Source organism: Bacteroidota bacterium (assembly GCA_016711505.1).
Taxonomy (GTDB): domain Bacteria; phylum Bacteroidota; class Bacteroidia; order AKYH767-A; family 2013-40CM-41-45; genus JADKIH01.
This window is the reverse complement of the sequence record JADJSV010000001.1, coordinates 734,469-751,437: the sequence shown is the minus strand read 5'-3', so window position 1 is coordinate 751,437 and position 16,969 is coordinate 734,469. Positions and strand designations below refer to the sequence as shown.

At 37.5% G+C, this 16,969-nt stretch carries 16 protein-coding genes; 7 read left to right on the top strand and 9 right to left on the bottom strand.

Features of this window, described 5'->3' with window-relative positions; translation table 11 throughout:
- Positions 1–71 precede the first annotated feature (71 nt).
- From IPL24_03225 to IPL24_03215, 3 genes are all read right to left on the bottom strand, one after another.
- Positions 72–407: a hypothetical protein gene (locus tag IPL24_03225; protein ID MBK8362706.1), complete on the bottom strand. Its 336-nt coding sequence runs from the start codon at positions 405–407 to the stop codon at positions 72–74.
- Positions 408–742: 335 nt separating this feature from the next.
- Entirely contained in the window at positions 743–1,126 is a 384-nt protein-coding gene (crcB, locus tag IPL24_03220) for a fluoride efflux transporter CrcB (protein ID MBK8362705.1), read from the bottom strand.
- A 9-nt stretch (positions 1,127–1,135) separates the two neighbouring features.
- Positions 1,136–1,999 carry a DUF3078 domain-containing protein gene (locus tag IPL24_03215; GenBank protein MBK8362704.1) on the bottom strand — a complete coding sequence of 288 codons (864 nt, stop codon included), beginning with the start codon at positions 1,997–1,999 and terminating at the stop codon, positions 1,136–1,138.
- Between the two features lie 116 nt (positions 2,000–2,115).
- Between IPL24_03215 and IPL24_03210 the strand changes: the two genes are divergently transcribed.
- Both IPL24_03210 and apaG read left to right on the top strand, forming a co-directional pair.
- Positions 2,116–4,041: an ABC-F family ATP-binding cassette domain-containing protein gene (locus tag IPL24_03210; GenBank protein ID MBK8362703.1), complete on the top strand. Its 1,926-nt coding sequence runs from the start codon at positions 2,116–2,118 to the stop codon at positions 4,039–4,041.
- Positions 4,042–4,502: 461 nt separating this feature from the next.
- The gene (apaG, locus tag IPL24_03205) at positions 4,503–4,889 is read left to right on the top strand and encodes a Co2+/Mg2+ efflux protein ApaG (GenBank protein MBK8362702.1); all 387 of its coding nucleotides are present in this window, start codon (positions 4,503–4,505) and stop codon (positions 4,887–4,889) included.
- Between the two features lie 147 nt (positions 4,890–5,036).
- Here the strand turns inward: apaG and IPL24_03200 are convergent, their stop codons facing one another.
- Complete coding sequence (locus IPL24_03200) at positions 5,037–5,498, bottom strand: SRPBCC family protein (GenBank protein ID MBK8362701.1); 462 nt, start codon at positions 5,496–5,498, stop codon at positions 5,037–5,039.
- A 95-nt stretch (positions 5,499–5,593) separates the two neighbouring features.
- Between IPL24_03200 and mazG the strand changes: the two genes are divergently transcribed.
- On the top strand, positions 5,594–6,358 hold the full coding sequence (gene mazG / locus IPL24_03195; protein ID MBK8362700.1) for a nucleoside triphosphate pyrophosphohydrolase: 765 nt from the start codon (positions 5,594–5,596) through the stop codon (positions 6,356–6,358).
- 211 nt (positions 6,359–6,569) lie between these two features.
- Here mazG and IPL24_03190 read toward each other — a convergent pair whose 3' ends face one another.
- The 3 genes from IPL24_03190 to IPL24_03180 all read right to left on the bottom strand — a co-directional run bounded on the left by IPL24_03190 (position 6,570) and on the right by IPL24_03180 (position 8,895).
- Positions 6,570–7,199 (bottom strand): peroxiredoxin, encoded by a 630-nt coding sequence (locus IPL24_03190; protein MBK8362699.1) that lies wholly within the window; start codon positions 7,197–7,199, stop codon positions 6,570–6,572.
- Between the two features lie 192 nt (positions 7,200–7,391).
- Positions 7,392–8,108: a ZIP family metal transporter gene (locus IPL24_03185; GenBank protein ID MBK8362698.1), complete on the bottom strand. Its 717-nt coding sequence runs from the start codon at positions 8,106–8,108 to the stop codon at positions 7,392–7,394.
- A 1-nt stretch (position 8,109) separates the two neighbouring features.
- Positions 8,110–8,895, bottom strand: coding sequence for a class I SAM-dependent methyltransferase (locus tag IPL24_03180; GenBank protein MBK8362697.1), 786 nt, complete (start codon positions 8,893–8,895; stop codon positions 8,110–8,112).
- 121 nt (positions 8,896–9,016) lie between these two features.
- Here IPL24_03180 and corA point away from each other — a divergent pair, with 121 nt between their 5' ends.
- The 3 genes from corA to pfkA are packed head-to-tail and all read left to right on the top strand — an operon-like array spanning position 9,017 to position 12,300.
- The gene (corA, locus tag IPL24_03175; protein MBK8362696.1) at positions 9,017–10,138 is read left to right on the top strand and encodes a magnesium/cobalt transporter CorA; all 1,122 of its coding nucleotides are present in this window, start codon (positions 9,017–9,019) and stop codon (positions 10,136–10,138) included.
- 31 nt (positions 10,139–10,169) lie between these two features.
- Positions 10,170–11,333 (top strand): hypothetical protein, encoded by a 1,164-nt coding sequence (locus IPL24_03170; GenBank protein MBK8362695.1) that lies wholly within the window; start codon positions 10,170–10,172, stop codon positions 11,331–11,333.
- Positions 11,320–12,300 carry a 6-phosphofructokinase gene (gene pfkA, locus IPL24_03165; GenBank protein ID MBK8362694.1) on the top strand — a complete coding sequence of 327 codons (981 nt, stop codon included), beginning with the start codon at positions 11,320–11,322 and terminating at the stop codon, positions 12,298–12,300. Before IPL24_03170 ends, pfkA begins: the two co-directional genes overlap by 14 nt.
- A 37-nt stretch (positions 12,301–12,337) precedes the next feature.
- Here the strand turns inward: pfkA and IPL24_03160 are convergent, their stop codons facing one another.
- Both IPL24_03160 and IPL24_03155 read right to left on the bottom strand, forming a co-directional pair.
- A complete protein-coding gene (locus IPL24_03160) occupies positions 12,338–12,937 on the bottom strand; it encodes a WbqC family protein (GenBank protein ID MBK8362693.1) in 600 nt (199 codons plus the stop codon).
- A gap of 3 nt (positions 12,938–12,940) precedes the next feature.
- Positions 12,941–14,392 (bottom strand): hypothetical protein, encoded by a 1,452-nt coding sequence (locus IPL24_03155; protein MBK8362692.1) that lies wholly within the window; start codon positions 14,390–14,392, stop codon positions 12,941–12,943.
- A 266-nt stretch (positions 14,393–14,658) separates the two neighbouring features.
- Between IPL24_03155 and IPL24_03150 the strand changes: the two genes are divergently transcribed.
- Positions 14,659–16,788 carry a PKD domain-containing protein gene (locus IPL24_03150; GenBank protein ID MBK8362691.1) on the top strand — a complete coding sequence of 710 codons (2,130 nt, stop codon included), beginning with the start codon at positions 14,659–14,661 and terminating at the stop codon, positions 16,786–16,788.
- Positions 16,789–16,969: the final 181 nt, after the last annotated feature.

Sequence of the window (16,969 nt, the reverse complement as noted above, 5' to 3'; positions counted from 1 at the left end):
TAACAATTATCAGTTGTAGTTTATTTTTGAACAAAAAAAACTGCCGGCTGACCGGCAGTTTTCATTCTCTCTCACTTCACTTTGGGGGTTGCCTTTTCAGTTTTAGAATCTGCTGAAGGTTGCATTGTCAATCGACTCGATTTTGCAGCCTGTTTGCGTTTTACCTGATCTTTATGAGATTTAGTACCGATTTCGGTTTTCACCGGGTGTGCCTGATGAACTTTCGTTGTGCTTACCTGAACATCATTTTTCTTTGCTTCTTCTTTCTTGTCCGGAGTCGACATCTTTACTGCAGATGCTTTCTCTGATTTGTGATTTTCACTCTGAGGATTTCCGGCAGATGAGTTTTGTGCCGAAGCTGCAAATGCAAACATAGTTGCAATCGCTAATGAAAGAATCTTTTTCATAATTTTTTTGTTTAGAATTAACGATACAAGTTTACTCGTGGAAGAATGATGTGAAGATGAAAGTCTGATGTTAAGGATCGTTAAATCAAATTTTAAAAACGATGATACTGCTATAAACCTGAGGATTTTGAAAAGTTTTATGAAGAGAAAATGAGATGATAATTCAATATAATATGGATGTTTTTTTTTAACACTTAGATCACTAAGTTTTTAGCACAAGAACACAAGTGATGCATTTTTTCATAAGTGCTCTTGTGACAAATTTTAGTGGACCTAGTGTTTTATTTTTCAAACATTCAAAAGTGTTTATTTTTTTACAAGAGAAAAATCAACAATTATTTTAAAGTAGAAATTGATGAACTCATCCAGAATCCTGCTGCTGCAAGCAAAACACCCAGCAGTGTAGTAGATAGGATATAAGCGAGTGCAAGAGTCAGGTTGTTTGATTTTATAAGACTAAAAGTTTCAAGTGCATATCCGGAGTAGGTTGTAAAGCCTCCAAGTAATCCTGCAAAAAGGAAAAGACGAAGATTGATGTTTAGTTCACTTGTTTGATTTAATCCTGCAAGAATTCCTATCACAAGTGAGCCGGATAAGTTAATAAAAAAAGTTCCCCATGGAAACTTCGAAGTCGGAAAGGCTTCGAGCATCCATGAGGAAGTTAAAAATCTGAGGAGAGTTCCAATTGAACCGCCTGCAATAAGATATAAGTATTTCAAATTTGTGTATTAGCTTTTTCCGAATTTATAACCAAATCCAACACCGATCAATTCTTTGAACTGAGTTCTTTCGATAACGTTTGCATCATAAACAACAACAAGCAGAATAGAAGCAGTGAAATATTTGTTGACCTTCATGTTGATCTGATTCTCGAAATTCACATCGATCTTTTTAGCATTGTTTTTATCTTTGTCTGTATAGTTGTTGAACAATTCAAGCTTTGAAGTCAGTGTGATGTTTTCCATGATATCTTTCTTGAATTTCATATTTAAGTAAGCTCCGAATTCAGAACGAACTGTTTTACCTGAATCTACTCCATATGCGCCCAGGTTTGACAAAGTCTGGTCAGTCACAAAAGTAAACTTGCCGGTAGTAGGAGAAATGAAGACTTCAAAATAATCGACCGGTTTATAAGTGAAACCAATTGCAGTTGTCAGATAACCGGGTGACATCAATTTTGAAACAACGGTGCTGTCATCAGGATATGCGTAACCATTACTAAACTGACTTTTAAAATTGACCAATGCTGAATACAACCATTTGTCGCTGAACTTCCGGCCATATTTAGAAGTGAAGTCAATTTTGTCATCACTTTTACGAACTCCATCCTGTCCGGATTTTAGAATCGCATAACCAAGGTCAAGTGAGTTTTGCCAGTCGTTTTTGCCTTTAAGATAATTAGAGAAGAGGCTGGCGCTGGCAGCAAGACTCAAAGAGTTTTCGCCCCCGGCAGACCATTGCGATAAATTAACTTGTGTGAAGTTAATTCCGATAAAACCACCTGATTTCCAGCTGGTGTCTTTCTCGGCAGTTTGTCCATACGCAGAAGAGAACATACATGCTAAGATGAATAATAGATACTTTTTGTTCATAAATTTTGTTTTTTGTGGCTTTTCAATCGTTTTTTAAGAATTCGTGCAATATAATATTTATTTGAAATGTGGGAATTGATAACGCTCATTTGACTGAAAATTCCGACTTTCGCGCCATGCTTAGCTTAAATAATATTTCTTTCGAATTTGGTAGTCGTTATTTGTATAAAGATGCCACCTGGCAGATCAATCCGGGTGAAAAAATTGGTTTAGTCGGATTAAACGGTACCGGAAAGTCCACGCTTTTAAGGATCATCAATGGCGAATATGCTTTGGAAAGTGGCGAGATCAGCAAGATCCGCAACTTGTCAATTGGATTCCTGAACCAGGATCTTCTCAGTTATTCAAGCGGTGAAACGATCCTTGAAGTAGCTATGCAGGCTTTTGCCTCAACTTTGAAACTGGAGAAAGAGATCAATGAATTACTGGTTAAGTTGGAAACGGATCACAGCGATGAGGTTTTGCATGCCTTACATGATAAGCAAGTTGCTTTTGAAGCGGCAGACGGTTATAATTTACGTCCTAGAGCAGAAGATCTGTTAGAAGGATTAGGATTTTCAACTGCAGAATTGACCAGACCATTGGATACATTTTCCGGAGGCTGGAGAATGCGGGTAATGTTAGCGCAGATGATGTTGCAACAACCTGATCTGTTATTATTAGATGAGCCAACGAATCACCTGGATCTTCCATCTATCTTATGGATCGAAGGTTATTTGAAAGATTATTCAGGCACAGTTGTCATTGTTTCTCACGATAGATATTTTCTTGACAAGGTTGTAAATAAAATTGCAGAGATCTCTTCACAGAAGATCACTCTGTATAATGGTAATTATTCCTTCTATCTGGAAGAGAAAAGTGAGCGTGAGGAGTTACAGCGTTCACAATTCAAGAATCAGGAGAAATATATTAAAGAGCAGGAAAAGCTGATAGATCGTTTTCGTGCAAAAGCATCGAAAGCAAAAATGGCTCAGTCGCGGATCAAGATGCTCGACAGAATGGAGCGTATTGATGATGTAGATTCAGCAGGAGGAGAGATCAATGTTCGTTTTGAAATGGATAAGCAACCGGGAAAAATAATTTCTCATTTGCATATCAAGGACAAGAGTTATGGCGATCTGAAAATTTTACACAATACAGAAACGAAAATACTCCGAGGCGATAAGATCGCATTGATCGGTGCAAACGGTAGAGGTAAGTCGACGTTGTTGCGAATGATCTTCGGTTCGGAACCTTTTGTTGGAAAACATGAACCGACACATAATGTTGTGACATCTTTTTTCGCTCAGCATCAGCTTGAAAGTTTGAATCTGAATAATGATCTGATCACGGAATTAGCAGAGTTTGCACCGACAAAAAAAGATGTAGAGCTTCGCTCTATTCTTGGAGCATTTTTATTTTCAGGTGATGAAGTATTTAAAAAGATCAAAGTATTATCAGGAGGCGAGAAGTCACGCGTTGCTTTGGCGAAGACGATGTTGAGTAAAGCGAATTTTTTAATTCTCGATGAGCCAACGAATCACCTTGACATGCAATCGGTCGGAATATTAATTCAGGTACTTGCAGAATATGAAGGTTCATTTATTATTGTATCTCATGACCGGTTCTTTTTGTCGCAGGTTGCAAATAAGATCTGGTGGATAGAGAATCAGGAAGTAAAAGAATATCTGGGGCCTTATGATGAATATGAATACTGGGCAGAGCAACGTCAAAAAGAGCAGAAAGCAATTGATAAGACCAAATCTGACACAGTAAAGAAAGAGAAAGAAAAGAAGAAAGCTGAGCAGAAAGTCGAGCAAAGTGACGACCAGAAGAAGTTAAAAAAGAAGTTAGATACCCGTTTTAAGACTTTAGAAGAAAATCTTCAAAAGGCTAAAAAAACGAAAGAAGACCTGGAAAAGCACCTCGGAGACCCTGAAATCTACCAAAATGCCGATAAATTCCAGAAAGCGATGGAAAATTTCAATCATCACGAAACAATCCTGAAAGAAATCACGAAAGAGTGGGAAGAGGTCTTCGAACAGTTGACCGCAATGGAATAGTTTTTTATATTGCACTATTAATGGTCACTGCGCACAATACACTTGAGGTCTACCTCAGCCGTAAAAAATCGAACCGACGAACGTTGAGAAACACCAGATTCGCAGCGTTTATCGAGTTATTGATTTTTGTTTCTGTCGTCGTATTTTTTGTTTTTTATTTTATTTAATTCATTTTCCTTTTAAGATTTCCTTGACTAATCAATTCTGAAATCTTCATCTTTAAAATCCCGGTAATCCGGCAATATCTGGTTTTTTTCAGGTCACAAATGACCTTCTGGGGTTTTTTTTTCCAATTAAACCAAATCTTCCCCCACCCCAAAATCAAATCCTTAAAATTTTTAAAATCCCGGTCCATCTCCTCGTCAATTAACATCGATTTACCTCCCAAATCCGATAGTTTGTCAAAAATCTTACGTTTAATTTTTTACGTTTTATATATTTGATTCATAATTCAAGGATATATGATTACTCAGGTAACATCAGGCGTTAAAGTAAGTGTAGAAGTATACTACAGACCGGATCAAAGTAATGCCGATCAAAGTCAACACATTTTTGCATACAGAATAACAATCACTAATAACAGTGAATACTCCATACGACTTTGTCGACGCAACTGGTTCATCATCGATTCAAATGCAACAAATCGTCAGGTAGAAGGTGAAGGAGTGATCGGTGAAAAACCAATCATCGGAACCGGTGAAGCATATCAATATATTTCAGGATGTAATCTGGATTCAGAGATCGGAAAAATGTATGGAAGTTATCTGATGGAAAGACTGATCGACAGTAAACAGTTTTATGTGAGGATACCGGAGTTTCAGCTGGTGGTACCTTATAAGTTGAATTAAAATATTGTGAGTAGTGAGTAGTAAGTAGTGATTAGCACAGGTTACTATCACAAACTCTTTCTCATTTCATAGAGATATAAATTAAGAGTGATGACTATTGGTTGTCACTTTTTTTGTTTTGTACCTTTCTTTATAAACGATTACCTATTATTTTCCTAAAAGTTTTTCTAAAGCGGTTGTTCTGAATTCAAAAATTGCTTTTATTTTTTTTTCGATGAAAAGTGTATTCAGAAAATTTCCGATAAAGCCGAAAGGAATTTCGTAATGTAAAATATCTGTCATCTCTACGCCACCATCGACTTCTTTGAAGTGATGTTGATGATGCCACATTTTGTAGGGACCTTTTCTTTGTTCGTCGACGAAGAAATGTGGTTCATGGACATGAGTGATCTCGGTGACCCATTTCATAGGAATATTGAATACCGGAGAGACAGTGTAAACGATCATTTGTCCGGCGTAGGTAGGTTTATTTTTCGTGTCGGTATGAATGATAAAATTCATTTCCGGCGGAGTGATCTTTGAAAGATTTGCCGGATCGCTGAAGAAAGTCCACGCGGTTTTAATGTCGATCGGGAGGTGATGTTTGAATTCAAGGTTTTTAACACTCATGTTGATTAGTTCGTTCATTAATAACAAGAAGCAGGTTGTTTTGTTGCAGCAAATGCGAAATTAAATATGCATTTTTGATACACTAAAATAAGAATATGACAGATAGAGCAGCAGCGTTTGAAAGATTGTCAACGATTATGGATGAGTTGAGAGCGAAGTGTCCATGGGACATGAAACAGACAATAGATAGTTTGCGCCATTTGACGATTGAAGAGACCTATGAGTTAGCGGATTCAATCATTGAAAACGATATGCAATCCATCAAGAAAGAACTTGGTGACCTGATGCTGCATCTTGTATTTTATGCAAAGATCGCTGAAGAACAGAAAGTGTTTGATATAGCAGAAGTGATCAATGCACAATGCGAGAAACTGATCTATCGTCATCCGCATATTTATGGCGATGTGAAAGTGGAGAATGAAGAAGATGTAAAACGCAACTGGGAGCAATTGAAACTGAAAGAAGGAAATAAATCTGTTCTCTCAGGAGTACCACGTTCACTTCCGGCAATGGTCAAAGCTATGCGTATTCAGGAAAAAGCAAGAGGAGTAGGGTTCGACTGGGACGAACCACATCAGGTTTGGGAAAAAGTAGAAGAGGAGTTAGGCGAATTTAAACAAGCTGCTGATGCCGGTGATCAGAAACACATGGAAGAAGAATTCGGTGATCTGTTATTCAGTCTGATCAACTTCGGTCGTTTTAAAAACATCAATCCCGATGAAGCGTTAGAAAGAACAAATAAAAAATTCATCTACCGTTTTCAATATTTAGAAGAAGCCGCAAAGAAAAACGGAAAAAGCCTCAGTGATATGACACTTGAGGAAATGGATGTGTACTGGAATGAAGCCAAAAAGAAATGAAACTTAGAAAATGAAGTGAAATGAAGTATAATGAAGTATAATGAAGTATAATGAAGTGAAATGAAGTGAAATGAAGTGAAATGAAGTGAAAAGAAGTGAAAAGAAGTGAAAAGAAGTGAAATGAAAGAGGTCGGGAGGTATTTCACTTCATTTCTCTTCATTCTACTTCATTTATTTCACTTCATTTCATTTCATTTCTTTCAACGCAGTTTTAGTTTTTAGATAGGTACGCGGCAACTCCATCATGCGACTCTTTCATACCCTCGTGTCCTTTGGTCCAGTTTGCAGGACAGACTTCGCCGTTTTCTTCGAAGAATTGCAGGGCATCGACCATACGTAATGCTTCGTCGACATTTCTTCCTAGTGGCAGATCGTTGATCAACTCATGACGAACTTTTCCGGTTTTGTCGATGAGGAATAATCCGCGGAAAGCGATCATCGGACCGGTTGCAGTAAGTTGTCCTTCGTCGTTATATTCGTATTCTCCTGAAAGAACACCGTAGTTGATAGCAATTGTTTTTGTAGTATCAGCAACGATTGGATATGTAACACCTTTAATACCGCCTTGATTTTTCGGAACCTGTAACCAGCCCCAATGTGATTGTTCAGTATCTGTAGAACATGCAACAACAGCTACATTTCTTTTTTCGAACTCAGCTAATTTTTCCTGGAAAGCATGAAGTTCTGTTGGACAAACGAAAGTGAAATCTTTTGGATAGAAAAAGAATATTACATCTTTTTTTCCAAGATAAGAATCCAACGTAAAGTCGTTAATGAATTGATCGCCGAAAGCAACCGCTTTGGCTTTAAATGATGGGGCTTTTTTTCCTACTAATGACATATTTTTTGTGATTTGTATTCAGATTTTTTGCAAAGGTACTGAAACAGTACCTCAAAAAAGAATGATAAACAGCATAAAATAGAAAAAATGAACGATGAAATATTTATTTTGGTAAGTATCAATTAGATGAACTGCATTATAATTTAAAGTATGTAGTGCCACTCACCACTTACCACTCACTACTTACAAATTTCAAGAAAGAAATGCCAGCAATCCACCAAGCAAAATGATAAGTAGCTTCAAATAATTGAACCGATGTTGTTCATACGTTTCAAATAAGATTGTAGTAGAGATGTGTAAAAAGATCCCGATTACAACAGCCATCATCTGATTGAAAAAACGTGGCAGATTTTCAATGTCACCGGTGCTGATCAGATAACTGCTAAGTGCACCTGCAGGAGCCATTGCAGCAAATATTAAGAGAAAAGAAATAGCAGTGAGTTTTTTAACGCCTGATTGCATCAGCATACTCATCAAAGCAACAGCAACCGGAATATGATGTAAAATAATTCCTGTCAGTAAAGATCGTTGTGTGCTTGATTCCTGAAATTTCTGGATCAAGGGCATTCCTTCGAGAAAACTGTGCAAGCAAAGTCCCAGCATCATCCCCAATGGGAAAGCTGCATTCTGATGTTTGTGAACATGGATATGTCCATGCTCAATTCCTTCAGAGAAAAACTCCAGACAAATCTGCAGAAAGAAACCTATGAAAATAAATATACCTATGGAATGATCTCCATTGTGATAGACGTCAGGAATTAAATGGAGAACAGTAAGTGCGAAAAGATAAGATCCGCTGAAAGAAAGAAGTAGCTTTAATTGTTTTGCGCCAACAGTTTTGAAAGCAAAAAAAGAAAGACCACTTAAAACGATCGTACCGAAGAGCAGGAGGTAGGCGTACAATGGCATACTATCTTGATTTTTTTTTCGCTATTAAGATCAGTCTGTCAGAATTATCATGATCGAATGGAACCAGATCATAATTACCAAACGTATTAATGATCTGTAATCCTGCTATGTCGAAAAAGCGAACCAGATCTGTTTTACTGAATAGCATTAATCGTTCTTCAAAATGATATTGAATTCCTTTGTCATTAAAATCGATATTCTTATGGACAGTATTTCCAGCAAAAGTTTTTTTGATCTGAAAATTAATTCCATCAACTGTCTTATCAAGTGTTACTTCACCGTTAGAAACAATTTTACTGCAGTTGAAATAATCAAAAATTAAAATACCATCGGGTTTTAGTGCAGTAGCGTGCGAGATAAGACATCTGATATTGTCACGTTCTTTCTCAAAATATCCAAAACTGCTGAATAAGTTGACAACGATATCATAATAATTTGAACGAAATATTTCCCGCATGTCGTGTAGATAAAATTCCAATCTGTCGTTTTCAAATTGCTTATCGTAAGAAATGCTTTCTTCAGAAAGATCGTATCCGGTAACTTTGTACCCTTTTTTATTGAGATAGATAGAATGCCTGCCTTTACCACAAGCTACATCCAGAATTCTAGAATCCGGAACTGGGGAAAGAAATGCGATCAGTTTATCGAGGAAAAGTTCAGCTTCCTTATCATCGCGGTCTTTATATAAAATATGATAATAGGGTGAATCGAACCAGGTTTCGAACCATTCTTTGACCTCATTGGTTTCAACAACGACAGGCTTGGCTTTGGTAATGCTATCACTCATATTCAGGGGCTAATTTAGCTAAATTTCTGATTGTATGAAGTATTTGATAACTCTTTAGCCGGGAAGGGAATTATCCAAAACTATGTTTTACTTTTAGCCTTCGCAAGAACATCAGCACAAAATGAAGAGACCTAATCATAGAATCAAGGCAAAAAGAGTCCGTCATTCACCTCCGGGAACAGCACCGGGTGCAATTGTAATACCGTCTGATGCTCTTGATCTGAAATTAAAATCTTTTTACTATAATCAGAATGAGTATTTTGAAAAGGAATTGTCAGGAATAACCGACATAAGGAATCAGTTGAAATCGTTCCCTGAGCACTATCATTGGTTCGATATTAAAGGGTTTGGAAACAAACATTTTCTCGAGCAATTAGCGGATTGTTTTGGCATCCACCGTTTACAGATGGAGGATGTTGTGAATGTTTATCAGCGCCCCAAATCAGAAGAATTTAGTGGGCACCTTTTTTTTATATCCAGAATAATTTCTGAGAAGCAAGGTTTTCTGATCAATGATCAGTTGAGTTTGTTTCTTGGTAAAAATTTTGTGATCACAATTCAGGATAAATATGAAGATGTTCTGGAACCGGTTCGCGACAGAATCCGTCATGGAAAAGGAAATATGCGACGCTCAGGCTCTGATTATCTGACATACTCCTTAATGGATATTGCAATTGATAATTTTTATCCTGTCCTTGAAAAGATCGGTGACCGTCTTGATGAATTACAGGACGAATTATTAGCGAATCCTTCACGCGATTCTTTGAACCGAGTCCTTGATACAAAACGTGAGCTTGTTATCTTAAGGAGAATAATCTGGAGTGAGCGTGATAAGATGAATGATATCATCCGTTCATCTTTCATAGAAATTTCTGATCCGACAAAAGTGTATTTCAGGGATTCATACGATCATTGCATTCAGTTGCTGGATCTTATCGAAAGTTACAAAGAGATCACAGCATCGTTGATGGATGTTTATCATTCGTCAGTTAGTTTTAAGTTGAATCAGGTAATGAAAGTATTGACAATTATTTCGACAATATTCATTCCATTAACTTTTATTGTAGGATTATATGGAATGAATTTTTCACGTGTAGATCCGGAGACAGGAAAATTTTTTCCTTTGAATATGCCGGAATTGTATTCACCGCATGGATACATAATAGTATGCGGAATAATGGTATTAATTGTAATAGGTCAGATCATATTCTTTTATAAAAAGGGATGGCTGACAAAGGGCTAATTTAATGACAAATCAAAACGACAAATTTCCAATGTCAGCAAAAACCTCTTTTGGTTTTGAAGACTTATTAGTTGAAGAACTAAACAATGTTGGAGCAACGAATTTAAAAAAGGGTACACGGATTGTTCATTTCGAAGGAAACTTAGAAACGATGTATCGGGCAAATCTGTATAGCAGACTTGCTTTAAGAATTCTTAAGCCGATAAAAACATTTCCGGCAGGTAATGAACAGCAGCTTTACGATGAAATAAAAAAGATCGACTGGAGTGAATATCTGACGGAGAAAGATTCGCTTGCTGTTGATGCAGTCACATCTTATTCAACGTTGACACATACTTTATACATTTCCCTGAAAACGAAAGATGCAATCGTCGATCAGTTCCGTGATAAAACGGGAGAGAGACCGAATGTCGATCTGCGATTTCCAAAAGTAAGGATCAATATTCACATTCATCAGAATGTTGCATCCGTATCACTTGACAGTTCAGGTGACTCTTTGCATAAAAGAGGTTACCGTTCACAGCAAGGTGAAGCGCCATTGAATGAAACACTGGGAGCCGGAATGATCATGCTGAGCAAATGGGACAGAGCAAGTAATTTCACTGACCTGATGTGTGGTAGCGGAACACTTGTAATCGAAGCTGCTATGATGGCAAGAAATATTGCTCCCGGAATTTTCAGAAACGAATTTGGTTTTGAGAGATGGAACGATTACAATGCTGAATTATGGAAGTCGTTGCTCGACGAAGCAAAGCAAAATGAAAAACCCAAAATTGATTTTACAATTACCGGAATTGATAAGTCGCATCAGGCAATTCGGAATGCAACTGAAAATGCTAAAGAAGCCGGTGTATTGAATGATATTGACTTTCATGCAATGCCTTTCGAAGATTACACTCCAAAGGAACCGGTTCAAACAATAGTTACTAATCCACCTTATGGTGGAAGGATCACTGATGATGATCTGTTCAGATTATATAAAAATATCGGTGATCAGTTGAAGTCAAAATATTCAGGAAGTACTGCATGGGTATTAACAGCAAACAAAGACGCTGCGAAGAACATCGGATTGCATTCAACTGCAAAGATTCAGTTATACAATGGCGCGCTTGAATGCAGAATGCTGAAGTATGAATTATATCGAGGCACAAAAAAAATTCACAAGATCAAGGATGATAGCAATGAAGGAGTATAAAAAAATTGGCGTAGTAACGACCGGTGGTGATTGTCCGGGATTAAATGCTGCTATCAGAGCAGTAGTGAGGACAGCGATTTATCATGGAGTAGAGGTTACAGGAATTATGCAAGGATATGAAGGGATGATCAAAGGTGAATTTATGCCTTTGGTTTCTCATAGTGTGAGTAATATTTTGCAGAGAGGTGGTACGATCTTAAAGACGGCGAGAAGTGAAGGGTTTAAGACTCCTGAAGGAAGAAAGAAAGCATATGAGAATATGTCGAAGGAAGGAATAGAAGCATTAGTTGTTATTGGTGGTGATGGATCTTTTAGAGGTATAGAAATTTTCAGCAGAGAATTTTCAATTCCTTCAATTGGAATTCCAAAGACGATTGACAACGATATATTCGGAACAGATTCAGCAATAGGTTTTGATACAGCTTTGAATACAGTTGTTGAAGTTGTCGACAAGATCAGAGATACCGCAGCATCACACAACCGTTTATTTTTTATTGAAGTGATGGGAAGAGATGCCGGAATGATCGCTATCTACAGTGGCATAGCAAGCGGAGCAGAAGCGGTTTTAATTCCGGAGACGGATACCAAGATCGAGCAGATCGTAAAAATTTTAGATCGTGGTTGGGAAAGGAAGAAATCGTCTATGATCGTAATCGTTGCCGAAGGCGATGTTGCCGGTGGCGCTTATGAGATTGCAAAAGAAGTGAAGGCCAGATTCAATCAGTACGATACACGTGTGAGTGTTTTGGGTCACATGCAAAGAGGTGGAACGCCAACTTGTGCTGATAGAGTTCTTGCAAGTCGATTAGGTGTTTCAGCAGTTGAAGGTTTACTCGAAGGAAGATCGAATCAAATGGTAGGTGTGATCAATGATCAGATCACTTTTACTTCGTATTCAGATGTGGTGAATGGAAAAAAGGAGTTTCCTTATCAGTTGTTGAAGATTGCAGAGGTGTTGTCGCTGTGAGCCCACCAGGTCTCTGACCTGGTAGGACCAGATTTTTCTACCGGGATAGAGTCCCTTTAGACTCGCCCCCGTTGAACAAGTAGTCAAGGTAGGAAAGTCGGTCAATGAACCCATGTTTGTCTGCAAACACCTGGTGATAAATTCCAACTGATTCGAAGTTGTTCTTAGGATGAAAATAATTTCGCAAGTCTTTCAATTCCGGATATGAAGCATCGTATTTTTCAGTTAGTGTAATCTCAACCTTTGCTTTTTTTATTCTAAAGATCGTTTGAAGTAAGTCAAGATTGAAATCGAAAAGGTATTCGTATTTTTTTTCATAGAATGGTCGTAAGTCATCCTCGTAAAATTCAAAGAACGGAGAATTTTTGTAAGCTGCTTCGAGAGAACGCCAGTGAATTTTTTGCCAGCGGGATTCATTGTGGATTTTAACTTCTTTGATCGGAATTGTAAAAAGATCTGTATGAACCACAGGAATGATAAGATCTTGTTTCCCATTTGGTCCATAAATAGTGCTGCGACTGCGATACGATTGTTTTACAAAATGTTCATGTGCATCTAGTAAAATGCTTCCATTTTGAATGGCGAGCAAAATATATTTTACCGGCGGAAGGTAGGCAGTTGAAAAAAGCAAAGACATTTTTTATTGCCTTTCGTATGCACCAAGATCAGGTAATGCACGTTGCGGACGGGCAATTCCTTTGATGTCAAAATTCAAAACAGATGGGAAAGCATTCACAACAGACATTGTTCCTTTATCAAGAGCAGAACTGTTTATAGAATCTAATTCGTATATATTATTTCCGATATCAGCAAAGCCGGGACTATTGAAATTTGATGTTGCGCGTACGATACCATTATAATGGAAAGGCGAAGTAGTTGAGAATGCATTTTCTACTTTTAGCAAGGCGTTGTCGAAATAGAAATTGAATTGATTACTCATGGCGATAGAATCGAGACCGATCTCCTGATCATTATTTCCGTAAACAATACAATTTCCAAAATATGAATTTAGTGGCCGGACAGCAGTGTAATAATTATTCATGAAAATAATTGGGTCCTGTCGGGTTCCATTGTCCCAGAAATTAGCAAATGTACTTTGGTAAAATTTATAATTACCTCCGTAAAGTATGTTTAATACTGATCCACCGCAATTTGCAAAGACACAATTATATGCAGACACCTTGCTGCCTTGAAGTAACAAGGCATTCGAAGACATTGTCTTTATAATAGTATTTTCCAGATACAATGTTGAATCGCCGGGTCCGGCTACTGTATCAACTTGCAATCCTACATTTCCATTTTTTATTATTGCGTTTCTTATGTAAGAGTTTTTTGATCCGGGATAAAGCCAGATTCTATCCCATTGTCCGGGTACGTCCTGAAAATCCTGATGTAAACGATCGCCTTGAATAATAACCGGTTCTTGTATAGTGCCATTTACAAAAAGACTTGCAGAAGTATAAACGATCATTGCAGCACCTGCATGGAAATGAACTTTTGTTCCTTGATTGATTGTTAGATTGCAAAGAGAATCAACAATCAGATAGCCATATATTACATGTGGTTTATCATTGTTCCAGACTTCATTACAAGGTATTGTGAAAAAAGGAAAATTTGGATCATTTGGATCTGGTCGATGGAAGTAAGCATCCTGTCCCCACGCAACCAGATCAAGATCCTGAACATTTCCATTGGTTTCAAAAATAATTGAATCGGTAATTACTAAAGGAGTATTCTGATTATTCGGATCAACTGTTACTTCTACAAAAATAAAGATACTGTCATTAGCACCGATCTCTACATCAGTAAAAGATTTCCCCGGCATTCCGTCAACATTCAAACGAAAATCAGAAGCTTGTCCGTTTGCTAATCGAAGAGACGAAATAAGGATCGCTTTGTCTTCGGTATTGTAAACTGTAAAGACTTCCGTTGCACTTCCAACAGAAGTAAATACTGTATCAAACATAACAGTGTCTTCAGAAAAGGATAATTGTACATTTCCTGAATTTTCAAAATCATCTTTCTTACATGAAAACAGAATTGTACTGATTATTCCAAAAAACAGAACGAAGGGAAGGAGTTTTCTAATCATAGAGGTGCAAAGATAAATTTAGAATCCAAACGTAAAATTTTTGCTGAAATCATATTCTTTGAATGGGTATGAATTTGCTTTAGTGAAAAGGGCTAAAAGTGAAAAAAAATGCTAAAAAAGCACTGAATTTGCGTTTTAATTATAAAAAATGGACTTTGAATAGGTTAAATTTCTTGGATTTTAGTTTTCATCAACAGAGAGGAGATATACATTTGTACTATAATTTCAATAAAACATTTTCCTAACCCCCAAAAAAGTTAATCACTATGAGAAAAAATCAACTAAACAATTTAAAGCGGATAGCATTTGCAATAATGCTCTTCGTACTCGGCGGACAGGTTTCGTCGAAGGCACAATGTTCATCGTCCTATACGGTAACATACGATTCAACAGGAACAGTATTGGAGTTTCATCCAACTTACTCCAGTTCTGCCAACGTTGTAGGTTTTACATGGAGTTTCGGAGATGGAACTTCATCACCTGTTCAGCAGCCAACACACAGTTATAATTTCACAGGATATGCGGTGGTGTGTCTGACAATTACATTTACCGATAGTTGCTCCACAACTTATTGCGACAGTGTATTGACACGTCAGGGTGGTACTCAAAATTGCACGGCAGACTTTTTAGTTCAACCAACACCTGCAGGGATTTCCTTTACTGATCAGAGTACTTCTTCCGATTCAATCAATTCATGGACATGGGATTTCGGTGATGGCACAGTTGGCACCGGTCCGAATGCATTTCACGGTTATTCATCAAATGGAAATTATACTGTTTGTTTAGTTATTACAACTGTTAACGGATGCAGTGATACCCATTGTTCAACTGTTTCAATTCAGAGTGCAACTTCCTGCAATGCTAATTTTAATAATACTCCTGTACTTGGAACTCTGAATGTTGACTTCAATGAAATTTCAAATGCTGATTCAGGTGCTGTGATCACAAGTTACTCATGGGATTTTGGAGATTCAAGTGCAATATCAACCGTAGCTAATCCAACTCATACATATCCTGGTGTTGGAATTTACTATGCATGTTTAACGATTCAAACAAGTTCAGGTTGTACAGATACTTATTGTTCGCAAGTGAATGTAGGTGGAGCGAACACTTGCACAGCAGGTTTTAATTCATCATTTAATCCGGCAACGAATGAAATTGATTTCAACAACACATCTTTCTCAAATGATTCTATTATTCGTTTTGAGTGGACACTTGGTGACGGAACAACATCGTTGGCAACCAATCCATCACATCTTTATGTCGTTCCCGGTACATATCAGGTGTGCTTAACAATTACGACTGCGAATGGATGTACAGATACATATTGTAGTACAGTAACATCATCAGGCCCTCAGAATTGCAGTGCTGTATTTTCTTCTCAGGTTACACCGGCAGGAGTAACAGCATTTTACAGTACGTATATTAACTCATCAGCAAATTACTTCTGGGTCTTTGGTGATGGAACAACTTCTTCACAGATAGGTGGTTCATCTGTAACACATACGTATACTGCACCGGGAACATATTTAGTTTGTTTGCTGGTTCAGGATTCATTGTGTTCTGATTCATCATGTGCAACTATTACAATAGGAGCGAGCTCAGCATGTGCTGCATTGTATACTTACACTGTTGATTCAATGGGCACGGGATTCACGTTCTCAAATCAATCTACAACAACTTCAGGAGCTAACGTTTATTTCTGGAGCTTCGGTGACGGAACAGGAAGTACAGATGAGAATCCTGTTCACCTTTATAACCAGGTTGGTCCACATACGGTTTGTCTGACAGTTACAGATACTATCACAGGTTGTACAGATACATTCTGTACTAGCGCATCTTTTGCAAATGCTTGTAATCCTGTATTCTCAACAGTTCCGGATCCAAATAATCCTGCAGGTGTTCCAATGAACTTCAATATAGTTTCTCCATGCGGAACATCCGGTGTAGTTACAATTGATTTTGGTGATGGAACAGTACAATCAGGTGCTCCGGGAACAATTCAATATACTTATGCTGCTGCAGGAACTTACAATGTATGTATCTGTGAAGTAGATATAATGGGTGATACAATTTGTTTCTGCGACACGATCGTAGCATTCAGATTAACATCAGGATTGAATGATCTTGAATTAGCAAATCTTCATTTAACAGCTTATCCGAATCCATTCTCTTCAGCATTAAATGCAGAATTCGCACTTGAGCAAAATGCAAGTGTATCAGTTCAGTTAATTGGACTAGCAGGAAATGTAGTATTACAATCAGTAGAAAATAAATTCAATGCAGGAACACATCGTTTTGAAATCAATACAAACGATCTTGCATCAGGATTCTATATTCTAAGATTGAATGTAAATGGAACATCAGTTTCCAAAAAAGTAACCCTTCAGAAATAGTTCGTTGTTTCTTTTTTCCCTAATCCAGGCCCGCAGCGTTGTTGTTGCGGGCTTTTTTTGGTGTGTATAGTCTGCCTTCGAAACTGAAAAAAGGTCAAAGGTCAAAGGTCATGGTGTTTAACTCCTTGACCTTTGACCTCTGACCTTTGACCTTTTTAACCTACAGTAGTAATATCAATGC

Excerpts from the sequence above, each read along its gene's own strand:
- IPL24_03225 (MBK8362706.1), bottom strand. The coding sequence starts at position 407 with ATGAAAAAGATTCTTTCATTAGCGATTGCAACTATGTTTGCATTTGCA.
- IPL24_03215 (MBK8362704.1), bottom strand. The coding sequence starts at position 1,999 with ATGAACAAAAAGTATCTATTATTCATCTTAGCATGTATGTTCTCTTCT.
- IPL24_03210 (MBK8362703.1), top strand. The coding sequence starts at position 2,116 with ATGCTTAGCTTAAATAATATTTCTTTCGAATTTGGTAGTCGTTATTTG.
- apaG (MBK8362702.1), top strand. The coding sequence starts at position 4,503 with ATGATTACTCAGGTAACATCAGGCGTTAAAGTAAGTGTAGAAGTATAC.
- IPL24_03200 (MBK8362701.1), bottom strand. The coding sequence starts at position 5,498 with ATGAGTGTTAAAAACCTTGAATTCAAACATCACCTCCCGATCGACATT.
- mazG (MBK8362700.1), top strand. The coding sequence starts at position 5,594 with ATGACAGATAGAGCAGCAGCGTTTGAAAGATTGTCAACGATTATGGAT.
- IPL24_03190 (MBK8362699.1), bottom strand. The coding sequence starts at position 7,199 with ATGTCATTAGTAGGAAAAAAAGCCCCATCATTTAAAGCCAAAGCGGTT.
- IPL24_03185 (MBK8362698.1), bottom strand. The coding sequence starts at position 8,108 with ATGCCATTGTACGCCTACCTCCTGCTCTTCGGTACGATCGTTTTAAGT.
- IPL24_03180 (MBK8362697.1), bottom strand. The coding sequence starts at position 8,895 with ATGAGTGATAGCATTACCAAAGCCAAGCCTGTCGTTGTTGAAACCAAT.
- corA (MBK8362696.1), top strand. The coding sequence starts at position 9,017 with ATGAAGAGACCTAATCATAGAATCAAGGCAAAAAGAGTCCGTCATTCA.
- IPL24_03170 (MBK8362695.1), top strand. The coding sequence starts at position 10,170 with ATGTCAGCAAAAACCTCTTTTGGTTTTGAAGACTTATTAGTTGAAGAA.
- pfkA (MBK8362694.1), top strand. The coding sequence starts at position 11,320 with ATGAAGGAGTATAAAAAAATTGGCGTAGTAACGACCGGTGGTGATTGT.
- IPL24_03160 (MBK8362693.1), bottom strand. The coding sequence starts at position 12,937 with ATGTCTTTGCTTTTTTCAACTGCCTACCTTCCGCCGGTAAAATATATT.
- IPL24_03155 (MBK8362692.1), bottom strand. The coding sequence starts at position 14,392 with ATGATTAGAAAACTCCTTCCCTTCGTTCTGTTTTTTGGAATAATCAGT.
- IPL24_03150 (MBK8362691.1), top strand. The coding sequence starts at position 14,659 with ATGAGAAAAAATCAACTAAACAATTTAAAGCGGATAGCATTTGCAATA.